This window comes from Microbacterium sp. MF43, assembly GCF_012847295.1.
GTDB lineage: Bacteria > Actinomycetota > Actinomycetes > Actinomycetales > Microbacteriaceae > Microbacterium.
In genome coordinates this window covers 176,904-192,634 of record NZ_JABBDY010000003.1, presented here as the reverse complement: position 1 = coordinate 192,634, position 15,731 = coordinate 176,904, and the positions used below count along the sequence as shown (strand labels likewise).

Genomic DNA, 15,731 nt, shown 5'->3' with positions numbered 1-15,731 from the left:
AGACCGGATGCCGCTTCCGCCGTGCGGTCAGCGGTCGTCGCCGGGCTCGGCGACAGGCTCGGCATCCTCATCGTCTGCGGCGAGATCTTCGAAGAGTCCCGCGGGCGGCGTCACGACCACGCGTCCGCCCTCGACGTCCACCTCGGGCACGATCGCCTTGACGAAGGGCACGAGGACCTCCCGGGCGTCGCCGTGCGAGGCATCCGGAATCGTCCTGACGATGAGAAGATCCTGCGCGGGCATGTGGTCGACCCGGATGACGCGCCCGATGGGAACGCCGTCGCGAACGACCTCGAGCCCCACGAGCTGGTGATCGAACCAGGCGTCGTCTTCGGCGGGCGTCGCCTCCGTGTCCTCGTCGATCCAGAGGATCGCGCGGATCAGCTCCTCGGCCGCGTTGCGGTCGTCGACGCCCTCGAAGAAGGCGACCGGGTGGCTGTTCATCCAGCGGAACTCGCGGATGGTGAGCGGCTTGCCGTGCCACGGCGAGGATGCGGGAACCTGGAGGGTGAACGTGGCTCCGGGAACGAAGCGACCCTCAGGGTCGTCAGTGTAGAGCTCGAGCTTGATCGCACCCTTGAGGCCGTGGGCCTTCACCAGCCGTCCGACGCGCAGCTGCGTCTTGCCGGACGGGGCGGGCGCCGATGTCTTCGCGGGAGGCTCGGGGGTCGCGCCCCGGTCGTCGTCGCCTGCCACCTCAGTCGTCCGCGACGTCGACGCGCACGCGCCTGCCGTCGGCGAGCGCGCTGATGAGGGTGCGCAGGGCTTTGGCCGTACGGCCGCCGCGCCCGATCACGCGACCCCGGTCGTCGGGGTGGACGTGCACCTCGAGCACATCTCCGCGAGGAGAGGTGGACGAGTCGATCCGCACGGCGTCAGGGTGATCGACGATCCCCTTGACGACGTGCTCGAGCGCGGCGGCCAGCAACGGATTACTCGGCGGACTCGGCGGCCTCGTCGGCCGCGTCGGTCGCCTCGTCGGCGGGAGCCGCGACGGGCTCCTCGGCCTTCTTCTCAGCCTTGGGCTTGATGACCGACTTCTTGGCGGAGTCGATCTCGAACTCGGGCTTGGCGTCCTTCGTGCGCACCGTCGAGACGGCGTTCTTGTCACCCTTGAACTGACCCCAGTCGCCGGTCAGCTTGAGGAGGGCCAGCACCTGCTCGGTCGGCTGGGCGCCGACGCTGAGCCAGTACTGCGCGCGCTCCGAGTCGACCTCGATGAGCGAGGGCTCCTCGGTCGGGTGGTACTTGCCGATCTCTTCGATGACACGGCCGTCGCGCTTGGTGCGCGAGTCGGCCACGACGATGCGGTAGTACGGCGCACGGATCTTGCCGAGGCGCTTGAGACGGATCTTGACAGCCACGATTCTCCTGAATGTGTGGAAGGGAACGAACCGGTCGCCTGGAGCGTGGGGTGCACACCCGGCGGAAGCTCAGAGGAGGATCTCCCTGCTGGATAGAGGGTCGAGCAGGTGATCCGACCCTCTATTCTGCCAGATCGCGGGGGCGCCCGCGAACCGACAGCTGAAGGCCGGGGCTCGATGCCGGACGGCACGGCCTAGCAAATGACGACGTATGCCGGAAGCCGCGCCGTTGCGCGGCATCCGCGTGCAAAACTGTGGCCATGACGGTGCCCTTCGCGACATCCGCCCGCTCCTCCGTGGGACTCGAATGGGAGCTCATGCTCGCCGACGGCGAGACGGGCGACCTCGTGTCGCGGGCCCCGGAGGTGCTCGCCGACCTGGAGGAGCGCACCGCGCTCGAGCGCTACACGGTCACGGGCGAGCTGCTGACGAACACCGTCGAGGTGACCAGCGGAGTGGGCGCCACCGTCGCCGCGGCGGTGGACGACATCGCCGACGCGATCGCCGCCGTGCGAGCTGAGACCGGACCCCTCGGCGTCGAGCTGCTGTGTGCCGGCAGCCACCCGTTCGCGCAGTGGTTCGACCAGGAGGTCACCGACAAGACCCGGTACCACAAGCTCATCCAGCGCACCCAGTGGTGGGGACGCAACATGATGATCTGGGGCATCCACGTGCACGTCGGCGTCGACGACGTCAACAAGGTCTTCCCGATCATCAACGCCCTCGCCGTCTACCTGCCGCACCTCCAGGCGCTCTCGGCGTCGAGCCCGTTCTGGGCGGGCGAACGCACGGGCTACGCATCGAACCGGTCGCTCGTCTTCCAGCAGCTGCCGACCGCGGGACTGCCCTGGCCACTGGACACGTGGGCGCAATTCGAGGGCTACCTCGACGACCTCGTGCGCACCGGAGTCATGGAGGACGCCACCGAGGTGCGCTGGGACATCCGCCCGGCGCCCCGCTGGGGGACGATCGAGGTGCGCGCCTGCGACGGAATGTCGACGCTTCCCGAGCTCGCTGCGGTCGCCGCACTCGTGCAGGTGCTCGTGGAGCACTTCTCGCGGCAGCTCGACGAGGGACGCGAGCTCCTCACCCTCCAGCCCTGGTACGTGCGCGAGAACAAGTGGCGCGCGGCCCGCTATGGACTCGAGGCTCGCGTGATCGTCGACCGCGAGGGCACCCAGGTGCCCGTCGTCGAGCATCTGCGCGAAACGATCGAAGAGCTCGCCGACATCGCCGTCGAGCTGAAGTGCGCGCGCGAGCTCGCCGGCATCGAGACGACCCTCACGCAGGGCGCCAGTTACGCGCGCCAGCTTCTCGTGGCGGATGCCGCGGACGGCGACCTGCGCGCGGTGGTGCGCCACCTCATCCACGAGTTCAAGTCCGGCCCCACCCTGCGCGAGCATCTCGGCTTCGCGCGCTGAGCTGTCCGCGACCGGCTCGCGCAGGCCGGCGGGGGTCAGCCCTTGCCGAGGAGCTTCTGCAGTTCGGCGAGGTCGGCCTCGCTCGGTGTGGCGCCGGCGCCGCCGAGCCCGAAGCCCGACCCCGTCGGGGCGGGAGCGGTCGCGGCGATTCCGGCGTTCTCAGCAGCGCGCTTGGCCGGGTTGCCCGAACGCGAACCCTTCGCCTTCTGCTGCTTGCCGCGCTTGGACGATGCCCCGGGACGACCCGCGCCCGGCATGGGGCCCATGCCCGGGATGTTGGGCACGCCGCCTCGGGCCACCGTCTTCATCATCTTGGCGGCCTGCTCGAAGCGCTGGACGAGCTGGTTGACGTCGGTCACGGTCATGCCGGAGCCTCGCGCGATGCGCAGGCGCCGGGAGCCGTTGAGGACCTTGGGGTTTCGGCGCTCCCCGGGCGTCATCGACCGGATGATCGCCTCGGTGCGGTCGATCTCACGCTCGTCGAAGTTCTCGAGCTGCTCCTTCATGGACCCCATGCCCGGGAGCATCCCGAGCATCTTCTTCATGGAGCCCATCTTCTTCATCTGCTGCATCTGCTCGAGGAAGTCCTCGAGAGTGAACGTCTCGGTCGCGATCTTCTCGGCGACCTTCATCGCCTCGGCCTCGTCGAAGGCCTGCTGAGCCTGCTCGATGAGGGTCAGGATGTCGCCGAGGTCGAGGATGCGGCTCGCCATGCGGTCGGGGTGGAAGGCCTCGACGTCCTCGAGCCCCTCACCGGTGGAGGCGAAGATGATCGGGCGGCCGGTGACCGATGCGACCGACAGGGCGGCGCCGCCTCGCGCGTCGCCGTCGAGCTTGGACAGGACGACGCCGGTGAAGTCCACACCGTCCTGGAACGCCTTGGCCGTGTTGACGGCGTCCTGACCGATCATGGCGTCGATGACGAAGAGGACCTCGTCGGGGTCGGTCGCCTTGCGGATGTCGGCGGCCTGCTTCATGAGCTCCGCGTCGACGCCGAGGCGGCCGGCCGTGTCGATGATGACGATGTCGTGCTGCTGGCGGCGCGCGACCTCGACGCCGTCACGGGCCACGCGCACCGGATCTCCCACGCCGTTGCCCGGCTCGGGAGCGTAGATGGCCGCCCCGGCACGCTCGGCGACGACCTGCAGCTGGTTGACGGCGTTCGGACGCTGCAGGTCGGCGGCGACGAGGAGCGGCGTGTGGCCGTCCTTCTCGAGCATCCGGGCGAGCTTGCCGGCGAACGTCGTCTTTCCCGAGCCCTGCAGTCCGGCGAGCATGATGACGGTCGGCGGATTCTTGGCGAACTGCAGTCGGCGCTGCTGGCCGCCCAGGATCGCGATGAGCTCCTCGTTGACGATCTGCACCACCTGCTGGGCGGGGTTGAGCGCTCGGTTGACCTCGTCACCGAGGGCGCGCTCGCGCACCTTCGCGGTGAACTCCTTGACGACGGGCAGTGCCACGTCGGCGTCGAGCAGCGCACGCCGGATCTCGCGGACGGTGCCGTCGACGTCCGCGGGCGTGAGCTGGCCCTTCTTGCGGAGGGTGCGGAAGGTCTCGGTGAGCCGGTCGGAGAGGGTGCCGAAAGTCGCCATGATCCCCCGATTCTACGCGAGCGGATGCCGCGCCCGGACGACACCTCAGGCCGGATCGAGCTCCTGGAAGAGCGTCAGCTGCAGGTCGGCAGGGCCGCGCAGGCGGGCGTTGAGGGATCGCCAGGGGGTTTCCCGAGCGGATGCCTCGACCGCCGCGCCCCCGTCGGCGAGCCGCGCGACCGCATGAGTGGTGTCGTCGACCTCCAGCGCGATCCTGATGCGGTCGCTCGGCGCGTCGCCGTCGGTCTCGACGCGATCGATGAACGACACCTGCTCGGCGTTGGCGATCTCGAGGGTCGCGCGTCCTGCGTCGAGGATCGCGACGCGTGCGCCCCCTTCCGCCTCGTAGGCCTCGGCCTGCGGCATCCCTACCACGTCGCGGTAGAAGGCGAGCGTCTCGTCGAAGTCGGGGGCCTGCACGACGACGCGCAACTGGCGTACCGTCCCCTCCGCGGACGACCCGGCTACCGCCGCGGCGGCTCCCGCCGCGCGCTGGAGGAATCGGCCGAGCGAGGTCACACCGGCGCCGTCGTGCGCCCAGGCCTCCACGGCCGCGATCAGCGCGCCGCCCCACGCCGCGCCGGCCACCTCGGCCGTGAGGCGATCCGCCCCGCCGCGGATGAGGCGCGCTGCCACGCTGCGGGCAAGGCGCGCCCGACGCTGCGAGGCCTCGCGTTCCAGTTCTTCGCCGAGGCCCATCGCCGTCGTATTGACGATCGCGAGCGCCAGGCTGTCGGGAGTGAAGCCGTCGGCGACGGCGAGGATCGCGATGCGCACGGCGGCCGGGGCATCCGTCCCCTCGTCCTGCGCCAGGCGCGCGTCGACGGCGTCGAGCCGTTCGTCCAGTCCCGACCACAGGATGTCCGACTTGGACGCGAAGTAGTTGAAGAAGCTGGAGCGGCTCACGCCCGCTCGGGTGGTGATGTCGGCGATCGACGTCGCCTCGAAGCCCTGCTCGAGGAACAGCTCGCAGGCCGCTTCGGCGAGGATCTCGCGCGACGACGCCTTGGGCCTTCCGACCCGTCCGCTGGTGCTCATGCACCACACGCTACTGGTGCGCCCGCAACGTCGCCGGGTGGCGTAATCTTGGACGCGATCCAGAAATCGCCACGAGCGAAGGAGCTCCATGCTCGACATCCAGACGGTGGGGCTGGCCCCCGACTACGTCCCCTACCTCACCGGGTGGGATCTGCAGCGCGGCATCCACGCAGAAGTGGTCGGCGGCACCCGAAGCGACACGCTCCTGCTCCTCGAACACGAGCCGGTGTACACGGCGGGCGCACGCACGGCGCGCCACGAGCGTCCGACCGACGGCACCCCCGTCGTCGACGTGGATCGCGGCGGCAAGATCACGTGGCACGGCCCGGGTCAGCTCGTGGGGTACCCCATCGTGCGGCTGGCCGAGCCGGTCGATGTGGTCGCCCACGTGCGCAGACTGGAGCACCTCCTCATCGACGCTCTCGCCGTCCACGGTGTCGAGGGGTACCGCGTCGAGGGGCGCAGCGGCGTGTGGGTGCGCCGCCCCCTCGGGGAGGACAAGGTGGCGGCGATCGGCGTGCGTGTGCAGCGCGGCGTGACGATGCACGGCTTCGCACTCAACTGCGACAACTCGCTGGCGGGCTTCCGCGGCATCATCCCGTGCGGGATCACCGACGCCGGCGTGACCACCATCAGCGAGGTGGTCGGAGCCGACATCGCGCCGCGCGACGTCATCGACACGGTGTCTCGCGTGTTCGCAGCCGACTTCGCGGCGGTGGCGGCATGAGCGGCTGCGGCACGCCGGGGTCGGCACCGGCGACCGGTCCCGACGGCCGGAAGCTGCTGCGCCTCGAGGTTCGCAACGCGCAGACGCCCATCGAGCGCAAGCCCGAGTGGATCAAGACGAAGGCGAAGATGGGGCCCGAGTATCAGGCCCTCCATTCGCTCGTGAAGACCGAGGACCTGCACACGGTGTGCCAGGAAGCCGGCTGCCCCAACATCTACGAGTGCTGGGAGGACCGGGAGGCGACGTTCCTCATCGGCGGCTCCCAGTGCACGCGCCGGTGCGACTTCTGCCAGATCGACACCGGCAAGCCCGCAGACTACGACACGGACGAGCCCCGCCGCGTCGCCGAGAGCGTCGTGCGGATGCAGCTGCGCTATGCCACGGTGACCGGCGTCGCCCGCGACGACCTGCCCGACGGCGGCGCGTGGCTGCACGCCGAGACGGTGCGGCAGATCCACGCGCAGAACCCCCGCACCGGCGTCGAGATCCTCGCCACCGACTTCAACGGCGACCCCTCGCTGCTCGGCGAGGTCTTCGACAGCCGCCCCGAAGTGTTCGCGCACAATGTCGAGACCGTGCCGCGCATCTTCAAGCGGATCCGCCCGGCCTTCCGCTACGAGCGGTCTCTCGACGTGCTGACCCGGGCGCGTGCCGCAGGCCTCATCACGAAGTCGAACCTCATCCTCGGCATGGGCGAAGAGACCGAGGAGGTCGTCCAGGCGCTGCAGGACCTCCACGACGCGGGGACCGACATCATCACCATCACTCAGTACCTGCGCCCGTCCCCTCGGCACCTCCCCGTCGCGCGGTGGGTGAAGCCCGAGGAGTTCGTCGAGCTCAAGCAGGAGGCGGAGCGCATCGGCTTCCTCGGCGTGCTGGCCGGGCCGCTCGTGCGGTCCTCGTACCGGGCGGGCAGGCTCTGGGCGCAGTCCATGGTCTCGAAAGGGCGGGAGATCCCCGCGAACCTCGCCCACATCGCCGAGGACGTGCACGTCGAACGCGGGTTCGCCCAGGCGGTATGACCTCACGGCCGACAACCTCACGGCCGGGGCCAGATGTAGGGCAGGTCGTCGGGGACATCGCCGAAACGAGGCCGGTAGAACGCCGGGTCCTTGCGCACGAGGTTGGAACGGTGCGAGAGGTGGAAGTCCTCGTCACCGAGCCAGCGCGGCATCTCCACCTCTTCCAAGGGCACGCCGTCGACCTCCGGCGCGAAGGCGAGGAGCTGGTCGCGAACGGTGTCCGCACGGCCCAGTGCGATCCAGGCATCCGTCATCGCCAGACCGTACGCGACCAGGGCAGGCAGACGTCCCGCCCACATCTTGGCGGCGGGATGGTGTCGCCAGCCGTAGTCCGGCACGGTGTTGGCGCGCAGCAGCTGCAGCGTCTCCACGCGCTGCTTGCCCAGTCGCAGCGGATCGAGCGCCGCCGCCGACTCCGCGAACGACGGATACGGCAGGAAGGTCTGCACTCGCGCTATTCGGCGCTGGTCACGCTGAGAACGCCGCCCTCGGAGTCCAGGTTGACCAGCAGCACATCGTCGGTCGCGTCCGGGTCGAGGGCGTACTCGAGCACCGCGAACGGGTCGGCACCGCCGTGCTCGTCGGCGAGGATCGTCATGCTCATGAGCTGAAGCGAGCGGATGACGTCGATGTGAACATCGCCCGAGATGTCGACCAGCAGGTCTTCGAGCTCGTCGCCCAGCGTCTCCTGCTGCTGAAGGATGTACTCGGTCACCTCGCTGGTGCGGTCGCTGAGTTCGTTCACCATGGCGTTGCGCGCATTGCGGTCGATGTCTTCGATGGCCGAGATGAGCCCGGCCGCGACATCGAGCGCCGCTTCCGACACGTCGTCCTGGTCGGGCGCAGTCAGATCGACGGTGACGGACTGATCTCCGAGTTCGACGTTCTCGGACCAGAAGATCGACCCGTCCGGCCCCGATTCCAGGAGTCCGAAGTAGTCGTGCTCGATCGCCATGCCCTTATGAAACCAGCCTCGGACGCCACGCGATAGCCCTGAGCGCGCGTGGCGCGAATCCGTTACGCGATCGGCGGCTGCGCATGGCTCAGTCGACCAGGGAGGCGGCGAACACGTGCGGCGTGAAGCCGGTCAGATCGCCGATCCCCTCGCCCTGGCCGAGCAGCTTCACGGGGATGCCGGTGCGCTCCTGCACGGCCAGCACGAATCCGCCCTTCGCGGATCCGTCGAGCTTCGTGAGCACCAGACCGGTCACCCCGGCGTGCTCCAGGAAGGCCTGCGCCTGCATCACGCCGTTCTGTCCCGTCGTCGCATCCAGCACCAGCAGCACCTCGCTGATCGGCGCCTGCTTCTCGATGACGCGGCGGATCTTCGTGAGCTCGTCCATGAGCCCGCCCTTGGTGTGAAGGCGGCCGGCGGTGTCGACGAGCACGATCTCGGTGCCCGTGCGCTTGGCGTAGTCGATCGTCTGGAAGGCGACGGATGCCGGATCCTGACCCTCCTGCTGGGGACGGACGATCGTCGCTCCGCCACGCTCGGCCCACGTCGCGAGCTGATCGACAGCGGCCGCGCGGAACGTGTCCGCCGCGCCGACGACGACCGTGCGCCCATACCGCTGCAGGAACTTCGCGAACTTGCCGATCGTCGTGGTCTTGCCGACGCCGTTGACGCCGACCACGAGCACCACCGCGGGGCGTTCGGTGAGCCGCAGCGTGGTGTCGAACTTCGCGAAGTGCTCCTCGAGCGTCTCCTTGAGCATGCGCTGCAAGTCGCGAGGATCGGTCGTCCGGAACCGCTCGACCTTCTCGCGCAGCTCCTCGACGATCCGCTCGGTGATGTCCGGTCCGAAGTCGGCCGTCAGCAGAGCCGTCTCGAGATCGTCCCATGTCGTCTCGTCGATGGTGGGCTTCACGAACATGCCGCGCAGCGCGCGACCGAGCGACCAGGAGCTCTCTGCCATGACTCCAGCCTATGGCCGGGCAGTGCGGCCTCCGCGCCTGCTCAGCTCGCGGCGCGTTCGGCGAGCCGCTGGCCCACGACCGCCGAGACCCCGTCCTGACGCATGGACACGCCGTACAGGGCGTCGGCGATCTCCATCGTGCACTTCTGGTGCGTGATGACGATGAGCTGGCTCGACTCCCGCAGCTGCTCGAACACGCCGAGCAGTCGGCCGAGGTTCGCGTCGTCCAGCGCGGCCTCGACCTCGTCGAGGATGTAGAAGGGGCTGGGACGGGCCTTGAAGATTGCGGTCAAGAGCGCAACCGCCGCCAGCGAACGCTCGCCGCCCGAGAGCAGCGACAGGCGCTCGATCTTCTTGCCGACCGGGCGAACGGCCACCTCGATGCCGGTGGTGAGCGGATCGTCGGGGTTCGTGAGCGAGATGCTGCCCGAGCCGCCGGGGAACAGGATCGGGAAGACCTCACCGAACGCGGTCTTGGTGTCTTCGAACGCCGCGAGGAAGATCGTCTGCATCCGCTCGTCGAGCTCTTCGATGATCGTGACGAGGTCCTTGCGCGTCTGCGTCAAGTCGGCCAGCTGCTCGGTGAGGAACTTGTGCCGCTGCTCCAGCGCGGCGAACTCCTCGAGCGCGAGCGGGTTCACTCTGCCCAGCTGCGTCAGCTTGCGCTCGGCGTCCTGCAGACGGCGACGCTGCTGCGCGCGGTCGAACGGGACGGATGCCTCACCTTCCGATTCCTCGCCATCCGCGGCCCCGTCCACCGGAACGGGCTGGGCGGGCCCATATTCCGAAACAAGAATGTCCTCTTCGAGCCCGAGCTCGGACTGAACGCGCTCGAGGATCCCCGTCACGTGAAGCCGCTTCTCGTGGATCTGCAGTTCGAGGCTGTGAACGCTCTCCGTGAGGCCCGCCAGCCGCTCGCGCGCGGCCGCCTCCTGGCGGCGCATCTCGGCCAGTTCGGACGTCAGCGCGGTGCGCTCCGACTCGGCGCGGGCGAGCTCGAGCCGCGCCTGCACGAGGGAACGCTCGACCGAGTCGAGCACCGGAGGCAGCTGCGCGGCGACCGCGGCCGCTGTCTCGCGCTGCGAGCGGCGGACCACAGCCCGCCGAGCAGCCTCGGCCGCAGCCTCCCGCTCCCGCTCGCGCTGGCGTTCGAGCGCGGCGACGCGGGCCTCGCCCGCCCGGATCCGCTCACGGAGCGTCTCGACGTCCAATCGAGCTCGCATCTCGGCATCCCGTGCCGCTTCCAACGCCGCCAGCATGCCGTCCCGCGCGGAGGCGTCGAGGATGGGCCGCGGCGCCTCGAGGGCGGCGGTCAGCTGATCGTCGGCGGAGCGCGCCGCCGCTTCCGCCTCGTCGACCGCGGCTTCGGCCTGAGCGAGCCCGGCGGCGAGACGGTCGCACTCGGCGACGGCCGCTTCGTGCCGCACCGTCGCGCGGTTGACCTGCTCGGTGTGGGCTGCCAGAGCCGCATCGTGCTCGCGAAGCGTCGTGAGCGCCGTCTTCGTCCGCTGCCGCGCGGCGTCGAGGTCTCGCGTCGCGTCGGCCAGCGCCTCGCGCAGCGAGTCGGCTACCACCGCGATCTCATCGCGGCGCTCGGCCGCGGCATCCCGCTCCGCTGCCAGTTCGAGTCGCGAGCGACCCTGGCCGGAGCCGGCTCGCACGGTGTACTCGGTCACGACCTCGCCGGCGCGCGTGACGACGGTGACCGCTCCCCCGGCCCCGGCCGCGGCAAGGTCGGCGCTCGCTGCCAGCGCCGTGTCGAGGTCGTCGGCGATCACGACGTGCGCCAGGATTCCCAGGACGCCGTCCGGCGCCGTGACCACCTCGCGGGCCGGCACGATCCCCGCGATCGTGGGGAGAGCGGGATGCGTCGCCGTCGCCTCGGCGACCGCGATGTCGATGCGGCCGAGGTCGCCCTCGCGGGCCAGGCGGGCAGTCGCAACGGCGTTCTCGCGGGTGTCGACGAGCACGCCCTCCACCAGCGGCCCGAGCGCGGCAGCGATGGCCGCCTCGTAGCCCGAAGTGATCTTGACCGAGTCGCCGAGGAGTCCTCGCACGCCGGCCGCGCCGAGCGCGACGATCTGCTCTGCAGCGTTCTTGCCGTCGAGCGCGCGTCCTAGTGCCGAGGTCTGCGCTGTGAGCGCCTCGACCTCGCGTTCGGCGGCGTGGAGACGCTCACGCAGCGCTCCCACCTGGGATTCCGCGTCGGTCGCATCTCGCTGCGCTCGCTCGTACGCGCTCGCGTACTCGGCCGCGGAGCCCTCTGGCACGAGATCCGGGTCGACGCCGGCGAGTGCCGCTTCGGCCTCCCCTCGTCGCGAGAGTGCGGCGTCGAGTGCGCGCTGCTGCCGCTCCACGGCAGCGCGCACGGCTGCAAGGGCGGATGCCGCCGCCTCTGCCGATCCACGCAGCGCGGTGATGCGCATGTCGTGCTCGGAGACCAGCGCGCTCTGCTCGGCGATGTCGGTGTCGAGAGCGTCGAGCTCGGCCCGGGCCCGCATCACATCGCGGGATGCCTCGGCCGCGGCATCCTGTGCGCCGCCCAGGCCATCGCCGATCGCCTCGATCTCTGCTCGCGCTTCGTCGATCATCGGCTGCGAGACGGTCGTCAGCTCGAGCCGCTCGTCGTCCTCGGCCTCACCGAGAAGCGCCAGACGCTGACCCGCCAGTGCGTACAGGCTGCGCAGCCGCTCCTGCACGCGCTCGAGGCCGTACGTGACCCGGCGCGCCTGATCCACCGCCTCCGACCGCTGCTGTGCCTCGAGAAGCTCGATGCGGGCGCGGGCGTTGTCGAGCTGATCCTGCAGCACGAGACGCTCGGCGTGTCGCTCCTGCTCGCTGCGCGCGTGCGAGGCCAGCTCGGTCCGCAGTCCGACGATCTCGTCGGCGAACAGGCGCGCCTTCGCGTCGCGCACGACGGCGGCGATCGTCGCGGCCTCCCGGGCGATCTCCGCCTGGCGACCGAGAGGTTTGAGCTGTCGGCGAAGCTCGCCCGCGAGGTCGTTCAACCGGGTGAGGTTGGCTTCCATCGCGTCGAGCTTGCGAAGCGTCTTCTCCTTGCGACGGCGATGCTTCAGGATGCCGGCCGCCTCTTCGATGAAGCCGCGCCGGTCTTCGGGCGAGGCCTGCAGCACGCTGTCGAGACGCCCCTGCCCGACGATCACGTGCATCTCGCGTCCGAGACCGGAATCGCTCAGCAGCTCCTGCACATCGAGCAGCCGGCAGACCTCGCCGTTGATGGCATACTCGCTCGCGCCGTTGCGGAAGAGCGTCCGGCTGATCGTGACTTCCGAGTACTCGATCGGGAGTGCGCCGTCGCTGTTGTCGATCGTGAGCTGCACCTCGGCTCGGCCGAGTGGACCGCGCGTGGCGGTTCCGGCGAAGATGACGTCCTCCATCTTTCCGCCGCGCAGGGTCTTCGCGCCCTGCTCACCCATCACCCACGCGAGCGCGTCCACGACGTTGGACTTGCCGGAGCCGTTGGGCCCGACGATGCACGTCACGCCCGGCTCGAGGGCGAAGGTCGTGGGCTGGGCGAACGACTTGAACCCCTTGAGCGTCACGCTCTTCAGGTGCATTCATCGCCTCCGCGCTCACGCCCGCCCCGGCCGGGGGCGCCCGATGGGCTCGGGCGGGATCCAGGCTACCGGAGGCCCCGTCGCGCACCTGAGAGCACCCGCCGAACAGATTCAGCACCGTGGCGCAGCGAACTCGACACGCCCGTGATCCATCGAATCTGCGAGAACGCTTGACGTGACCTGTGCGACCGCGCTAGTGTCACTCTCCGCGTCTTGAAGTCGAGAAAGGAGGTCCCGAGATGATGCACATGAACACAACTGGAGTCGCCGCCACCGGCGTTGCGGCTCGTGTCTTCGCGCTCGGGACTGTCTCCTTCGGCGCGTTCCAGAACAGCGGATTCCACACCGCCGGCTGACCCCCGCAGGGGAGGACTCTGCCCGCTTCCGGGCACGACCCTCCTGCGCCGCCCCGATATTCGGGTGCTGAGCGCACGATCCTGCCATCCGCCCCGTCGTGCTGCGGCATGACATCCCCGCCCGACCGCGCGTGGTTCCGGGCATCCACCTCCCTCCCATCGGAAGAGAACCATCATGAACACCATCCTTCTCGCGCCGCAGCGCCCCTCGGGCGTACCCGATACGCTGCGGCTCCCGAGCCGCGACACCCGTACCCCGCTCCTGGATCGCGTCGCCCTGCACATCGGGCTGCGCCTGCTGATCTGGGGAACGCGCTCTCCGCGGCTCGCCGACGATCGCGAGCGCCATGCTCGCGCGCGCCGCTCTCACGAGGCCACGACGGCCCGCGAGCACGGCTACCTCCGCGAGGCGCTCCTCGCACCGCGGCCGTGACGGCCCCCGGGGTCCGTCGCCCGACCATTCGCGCGACGGACCCCTCCCCCGAACCTCGAATCCACAGACCGAAAGACGTAATGACCATGGACACTCTCACCGACATCGAGTTCCGCCCACTGCAGATCCCGGACGCGATCGACGCCCCTAACGCCGGCGACTTCGTCGAGATGGTGCGCGTTCGCAACCTCGTCTACCGCCAGATCTCTGGTCACGACGACCACGCCATTCCCGCCGACGAGCTCCTCGCGTACTTCGCCCCCACGGAGTATGAGCGCCGGCTGATGTGGCTGATCGTCGACGACGGCCGCATCATCGGCCGCGCCGGTACCGACCTTCCGCTCGAGAAGGACTCGAAGGTCGCCTTCTGGCTCATCGAACTGCTCCAGGAGCACTGGGGTCGCGGCATCGGATCGGCAGCGTACGAGCTCATCGAGCGCACCGCGCGCGAGAACGGACGCTCCGTGCTGCAGTCCTGGGCAGAGCATCCGGCCGCGCCCGGCCCCACGCTCGCCCCGCCCACGGGCTTCGGGACGATCCCGGAGGACCACGCGGCGCGCTTCTACCGGCGGCACGGCTACACGCTCGAGCAGGTCGAGCGCAACAGCGCGTTCGACCTCACCGCCCCGTTCGAGACGGTCGAACGACTCCTCTCCGAAGCGAAGGCAGCCTCGACCGACTACCGGGTCGTGCAGTGGTTCGCTCCCACTCCCCCGGAGTTCGTGGACGGCTATGCGTGGATGAAGTCGCGCATGGCGACGGATGCCCCCGCCGCCGGTCTGGAGTTCGACGAGGAGAAGTGGGATGCCGCGCGGATCGCCGAGCACGACGCGCGATACACCTCGTCGGGCCGCACCCTCCAGGTAACGGCTGCCCAGCACATCAAGACCGGTGAGCTGTGCGCGTTCAACGAGCTCGTGATCGGGAAGGACCGAACGCAGGCGAGTCATCAGGAGGACACGCTGGTGCTTAAGGATCACCGCGGTCACAAGCTGGGCACGCTCGTCAAGTGCGCGGGACTGATCTCGTGGCGCGAGCTCGCGCCCGAGTCGCCGCGCGTGATGACATACAACGCGGAGGAGAACCGTCCGATGCTGGACATCAACGAGGCCATCGGCTTCGTGCCGATCGCCTACGAAGGCGCATGGAAGAAGGTGCTGTCATGACCGACCTCGCACAGAACGCCACTCTGGTGGTGCGTGCCATCGACGTCCCGGCTTCGGTGGACGCCCCGGATGCCGGGCCGTTCCTCGAGCTCGTCCGACTCGCGAATGCCGTATGCCTCGCGGACGCCGGGCACGACTACCTTCACGAGGAGCCGGAGGAGATGCTCGGCTTCTTCCAGGACCAGTCGGACTGGACGCAGCTGGCCTTCCTCGCCGAGCGTGACGGCGTGCCACTGGGAGCCGTCAAGATGATGATCGCGAAGCAGGACGACACCACCACGCTCGAATTCGACCTCATGACCGATCCCGAGCGCTGGGGCGAGGGCGCCGAGCAGGCGCTCCTCGCCGAGGTCGAGCGGGTCGCGCGCGAGCGGGGGCTCCACACCATCCAGACGTGGACTCTCCACCGGCCGGAGCAGTCCGGCCGGCGCCTCGAGCCGTCGACGGGGTGGGGCAGCATTCCCGCGGACGACCGTCAGACCGTCTTCCACCTCAGCAGAGGCTTCACCCTGGAGCAGGTCGAGCGCAACAGCGCCTTCGACCTGCGCGGTGACTTCCGCCTGGTCGAGCGCATGCTGGCCGAGGCGATCGAGGTGGCCGGCCCCGACTACCGGCTCGTGGAGTGGACGGCGCCGACGCCGGACGAGTACAAGGCGGGCTTCGCCCGCGTGCTCGCGCGAATGTCGACGGACGCGCCGGCAGGAGGCCTCGTGATCGAGGAGCAGATCTGGGATGTCGCGCGGGTCGAGCGTCGCGACGCCCGGCAGGCGGCGCAGGGCCTCACGGTTTCGGTGGCGGCGGTCGAGCACGTGCCCACGGGGACCCTTGCGGCGTACAACGAACTGGTCATCTCGGATGACCACGGTCTCGCCACCCAGCAGTACGGAACCCTCGTCCTGAAGGAGCACCGCGGTCGTCGGCTCGGGACGATCGTGAAGTGCGCGAACCTGCTCCGCTGGCGGGAGCTCGTGCCCGAATCGCCGCGCGTGTCCACGTTCAACGCAGAGGAGAACCGGCACATGCTCGACATCAATGAGGCCATCGGCTTCGTGCCGGTGAGCTACGCCGGCGCGTGGAAGAAGGTTCTGGACTGACGGCGCTTGCCTGTCGGAAGCGGT

The 15,731-nt window shown here is 69.6% G+C and carries 15 protein-coding genes; 6 read left to right on the top strand and 9 right to left on the bottom strand.

Going from position 1 to position 15,731, the window contains the following annotated elements; genetic code table 11:
• Positions 1-27 precede the first annotated feature (27 nt).
• From rimM to rpsP, 3 genes are all read right to left on the bottom strand, one after another.
• Positions 28-615, bottom strand: coding sequence for a ribosome maturation factor RimM (gene rimM, locus HF323_RS09325; RefSeq protein ID WP_211160480.1), 588 nt, complete (start codon positions 613-615; stop codon positions 28-30).
• Positions 616-697: 82 nt separating this feature from the next.
• Positions 698-928, bottom strand: a complete 231-nt coding sequence (locus tag HF323_RS09320; protein ID WP_055965452.1) for an RNA-binding protein — start codon at positions 926-928, stop codon at positions 698-700.
• A gap of 4 nt (positions 929-932) precedes the next feature.
• A complete protein-coding gene (rpsP, locus tag HF323_RS09315; RefSeq protein WP_169582319.1) occupies positions 933-1,364 on the bottom strand; it encodes a 30S ribosomal protein S16 in 432 nt (143 codons plus the stop codon).
• 260 nt (positions 1,365-1,624) lie between these two features.
• Between rpsP and HF323_RS09310 the strand changes: the two genes are divergently transcribed.
• On the top strand, positions 1,625-2,785 hold the full coding sequence (locus HF323_RS09310) for a glutamate--cysteine ligase (RefSeq protein ID WP_169582318.1): 1,161 nt from the start codon (positions 1,625-1,627) through the stop codon (positions 2,783-2,785).
• A gap of 35 nt (positions 2,786-2,820) precedes the next feature.
• On the opposite strand, the gene ffh is transcribed toward HF323_RS09310, so the two are convergent.
• Both ffh and HF323_RS09300 read right to left on the bottom strand, forming a co-directional pair.
• Positions 2,821-4,377, bottom strand: coding sequence for a signal recognition particle protein (ffh, locus tag HF323_RS09305; protein WP_169582317.1), 1,557 nt, complete (start codon positions 4,375-4,377; stop codon positions 2,821-2,823).
• Positions 4,378-4,422: 45 nt separating this feature from the next.
• Positions 4,423-5,415, bottom strand: coding sequence for a TetR family transcriptional regulator (locus tag HF323_RS09300; RefSeq protein ID WP_169582316.1), 993 nt, complete (start codon positions 5,413-5,415; stop codon positions 4,423-4,425).
• 88 nt (positions 5,416-5,503) lie between these two features.
• Between HF323_RS09300 and lipB the strand changes: the two genes are divergently transcribed.
• On the top strand, positions 5,504-6,142 hold the full coding sequence (gene lipB, locus HF323_RS09295; protein ID WP_169582315.1) for a lipoyl(octanoyl) transferase LipB: 639 nt from the start codon (positions 5,504-5,506) through the stop codon (positions 6,140-6,142).
• A complete protein-coding gene (gene lipA / locus HF323_RS09290) occupies positions 6,139-7,164 on the top strand; it encodes a lipoyl synthase (protein ID WP_169582314.1) in 1,026 nt (341 codons plus the stop codon). The genes lipB and lipA overlap by 4 nt, the downstream gene beginning before the upstream one ends.
• A gap of 17 nt (positions 7,165-7,181) precedes the next feature.
• Here the strand turns inward: lipA and HF323_RS09285 are convergent, their stop codons facing one another.
• The 4 genes from HF323_RS09285 to smc form a co-directional block, all read right to left on the bottom strand.
• Positions 7,182-7,613 (bottom strand): MSMEG_6728 family protein, encoded by a 432-nt coding sequence (locus tag HF323_RS09285; protein WP_169582313.1) that lies wholly within the window; start codon positions 7,611-7,613, stop codon positions 7,182-7,184.
• A gap of 5 nt (positions 7,614-7,618) precedes the next feature.
• A complete protein-coding gene (locus tag HF323_RS09280) occupies positions 7,619-8,119 on the bottom strand; it encodes a DUF2004 domain-containing protein (protein ID WP_169582312.1) in 501 nt (166 codons plus the stop codon).
• 88 nt (positions 8,120-8,207) lie between these two features.
• Positions 8,208-9,080 carry a signal recognition particle-docking protein FtsY gene (gene ftsY, locus HF323_RS09275; protein WP_169582311.1) on the bottom strand — a complete coding sequence of 291 codons (873 nt, stop codon included), beginning with the start codon at positions 9,078-9,080 and terminating at the stop codon, positions 8,208-8,210.
• A 41-nt stretch (positions 9,081-9,121) separates the two neighbouring features.
• A complete protein-coding gene (gene smc, locus HF323_RS09270) occupies positions 9,122-12,658 on the bottom strand; it encodes a chromosome segregation protein SMC (RefSeq protein WP_169582310.1) in 3,537 nt (1,178 codons plus the stop codon).
• Positions 12,659-13,189: 531 nt separating this feature from the next.
• Here smc and HF323_RS09265 point away from each other — a divergent pair.
• The 3 genes from HF323_RS09265 (at position 13,190) to HF323_RS09255 (ending at position 15,707) form a co-directional block, all read left to right on the top strand.
• Positions 13,190-13,447: a hypothetical protein gene (locus HF323_RS09265; protein ID WP_169582309.1), complete on the top strand. Its 258-nt coding sequence runs from the start codon at positions 13,190-13,192 to the stop codon at positions 13,445-13,447.
• An 86-nt stretch (positions 13,448-13,533) separates the two neighbouring features.
• Complete coding sequence (locus HF323_RS09260) at positions 13,534-14,613, top strand: GNAT family N-acetyltransferase (RefSeq protein ID WP_188241683.1); 1,080 nt, start codon at positions 13,534-13,536, stop codon at positions 14,611-14,613.
• A complete protein-coding gene (locus HF323_RS09255) occupies positions 14,610-15,707 on the top strand; it encodes a GNAT family N-acetyltransferase (protein ID WP_169582307.1) in 1,098 nt (365 codons plus the stop codon). The genes HF323_RS09260 and HF323_RS09255 overlap by 4 nt, the downstream gene beginning before the upstream one ends.
• Positions 15,708-15,731: the final 24 nt, after the last annotated feature.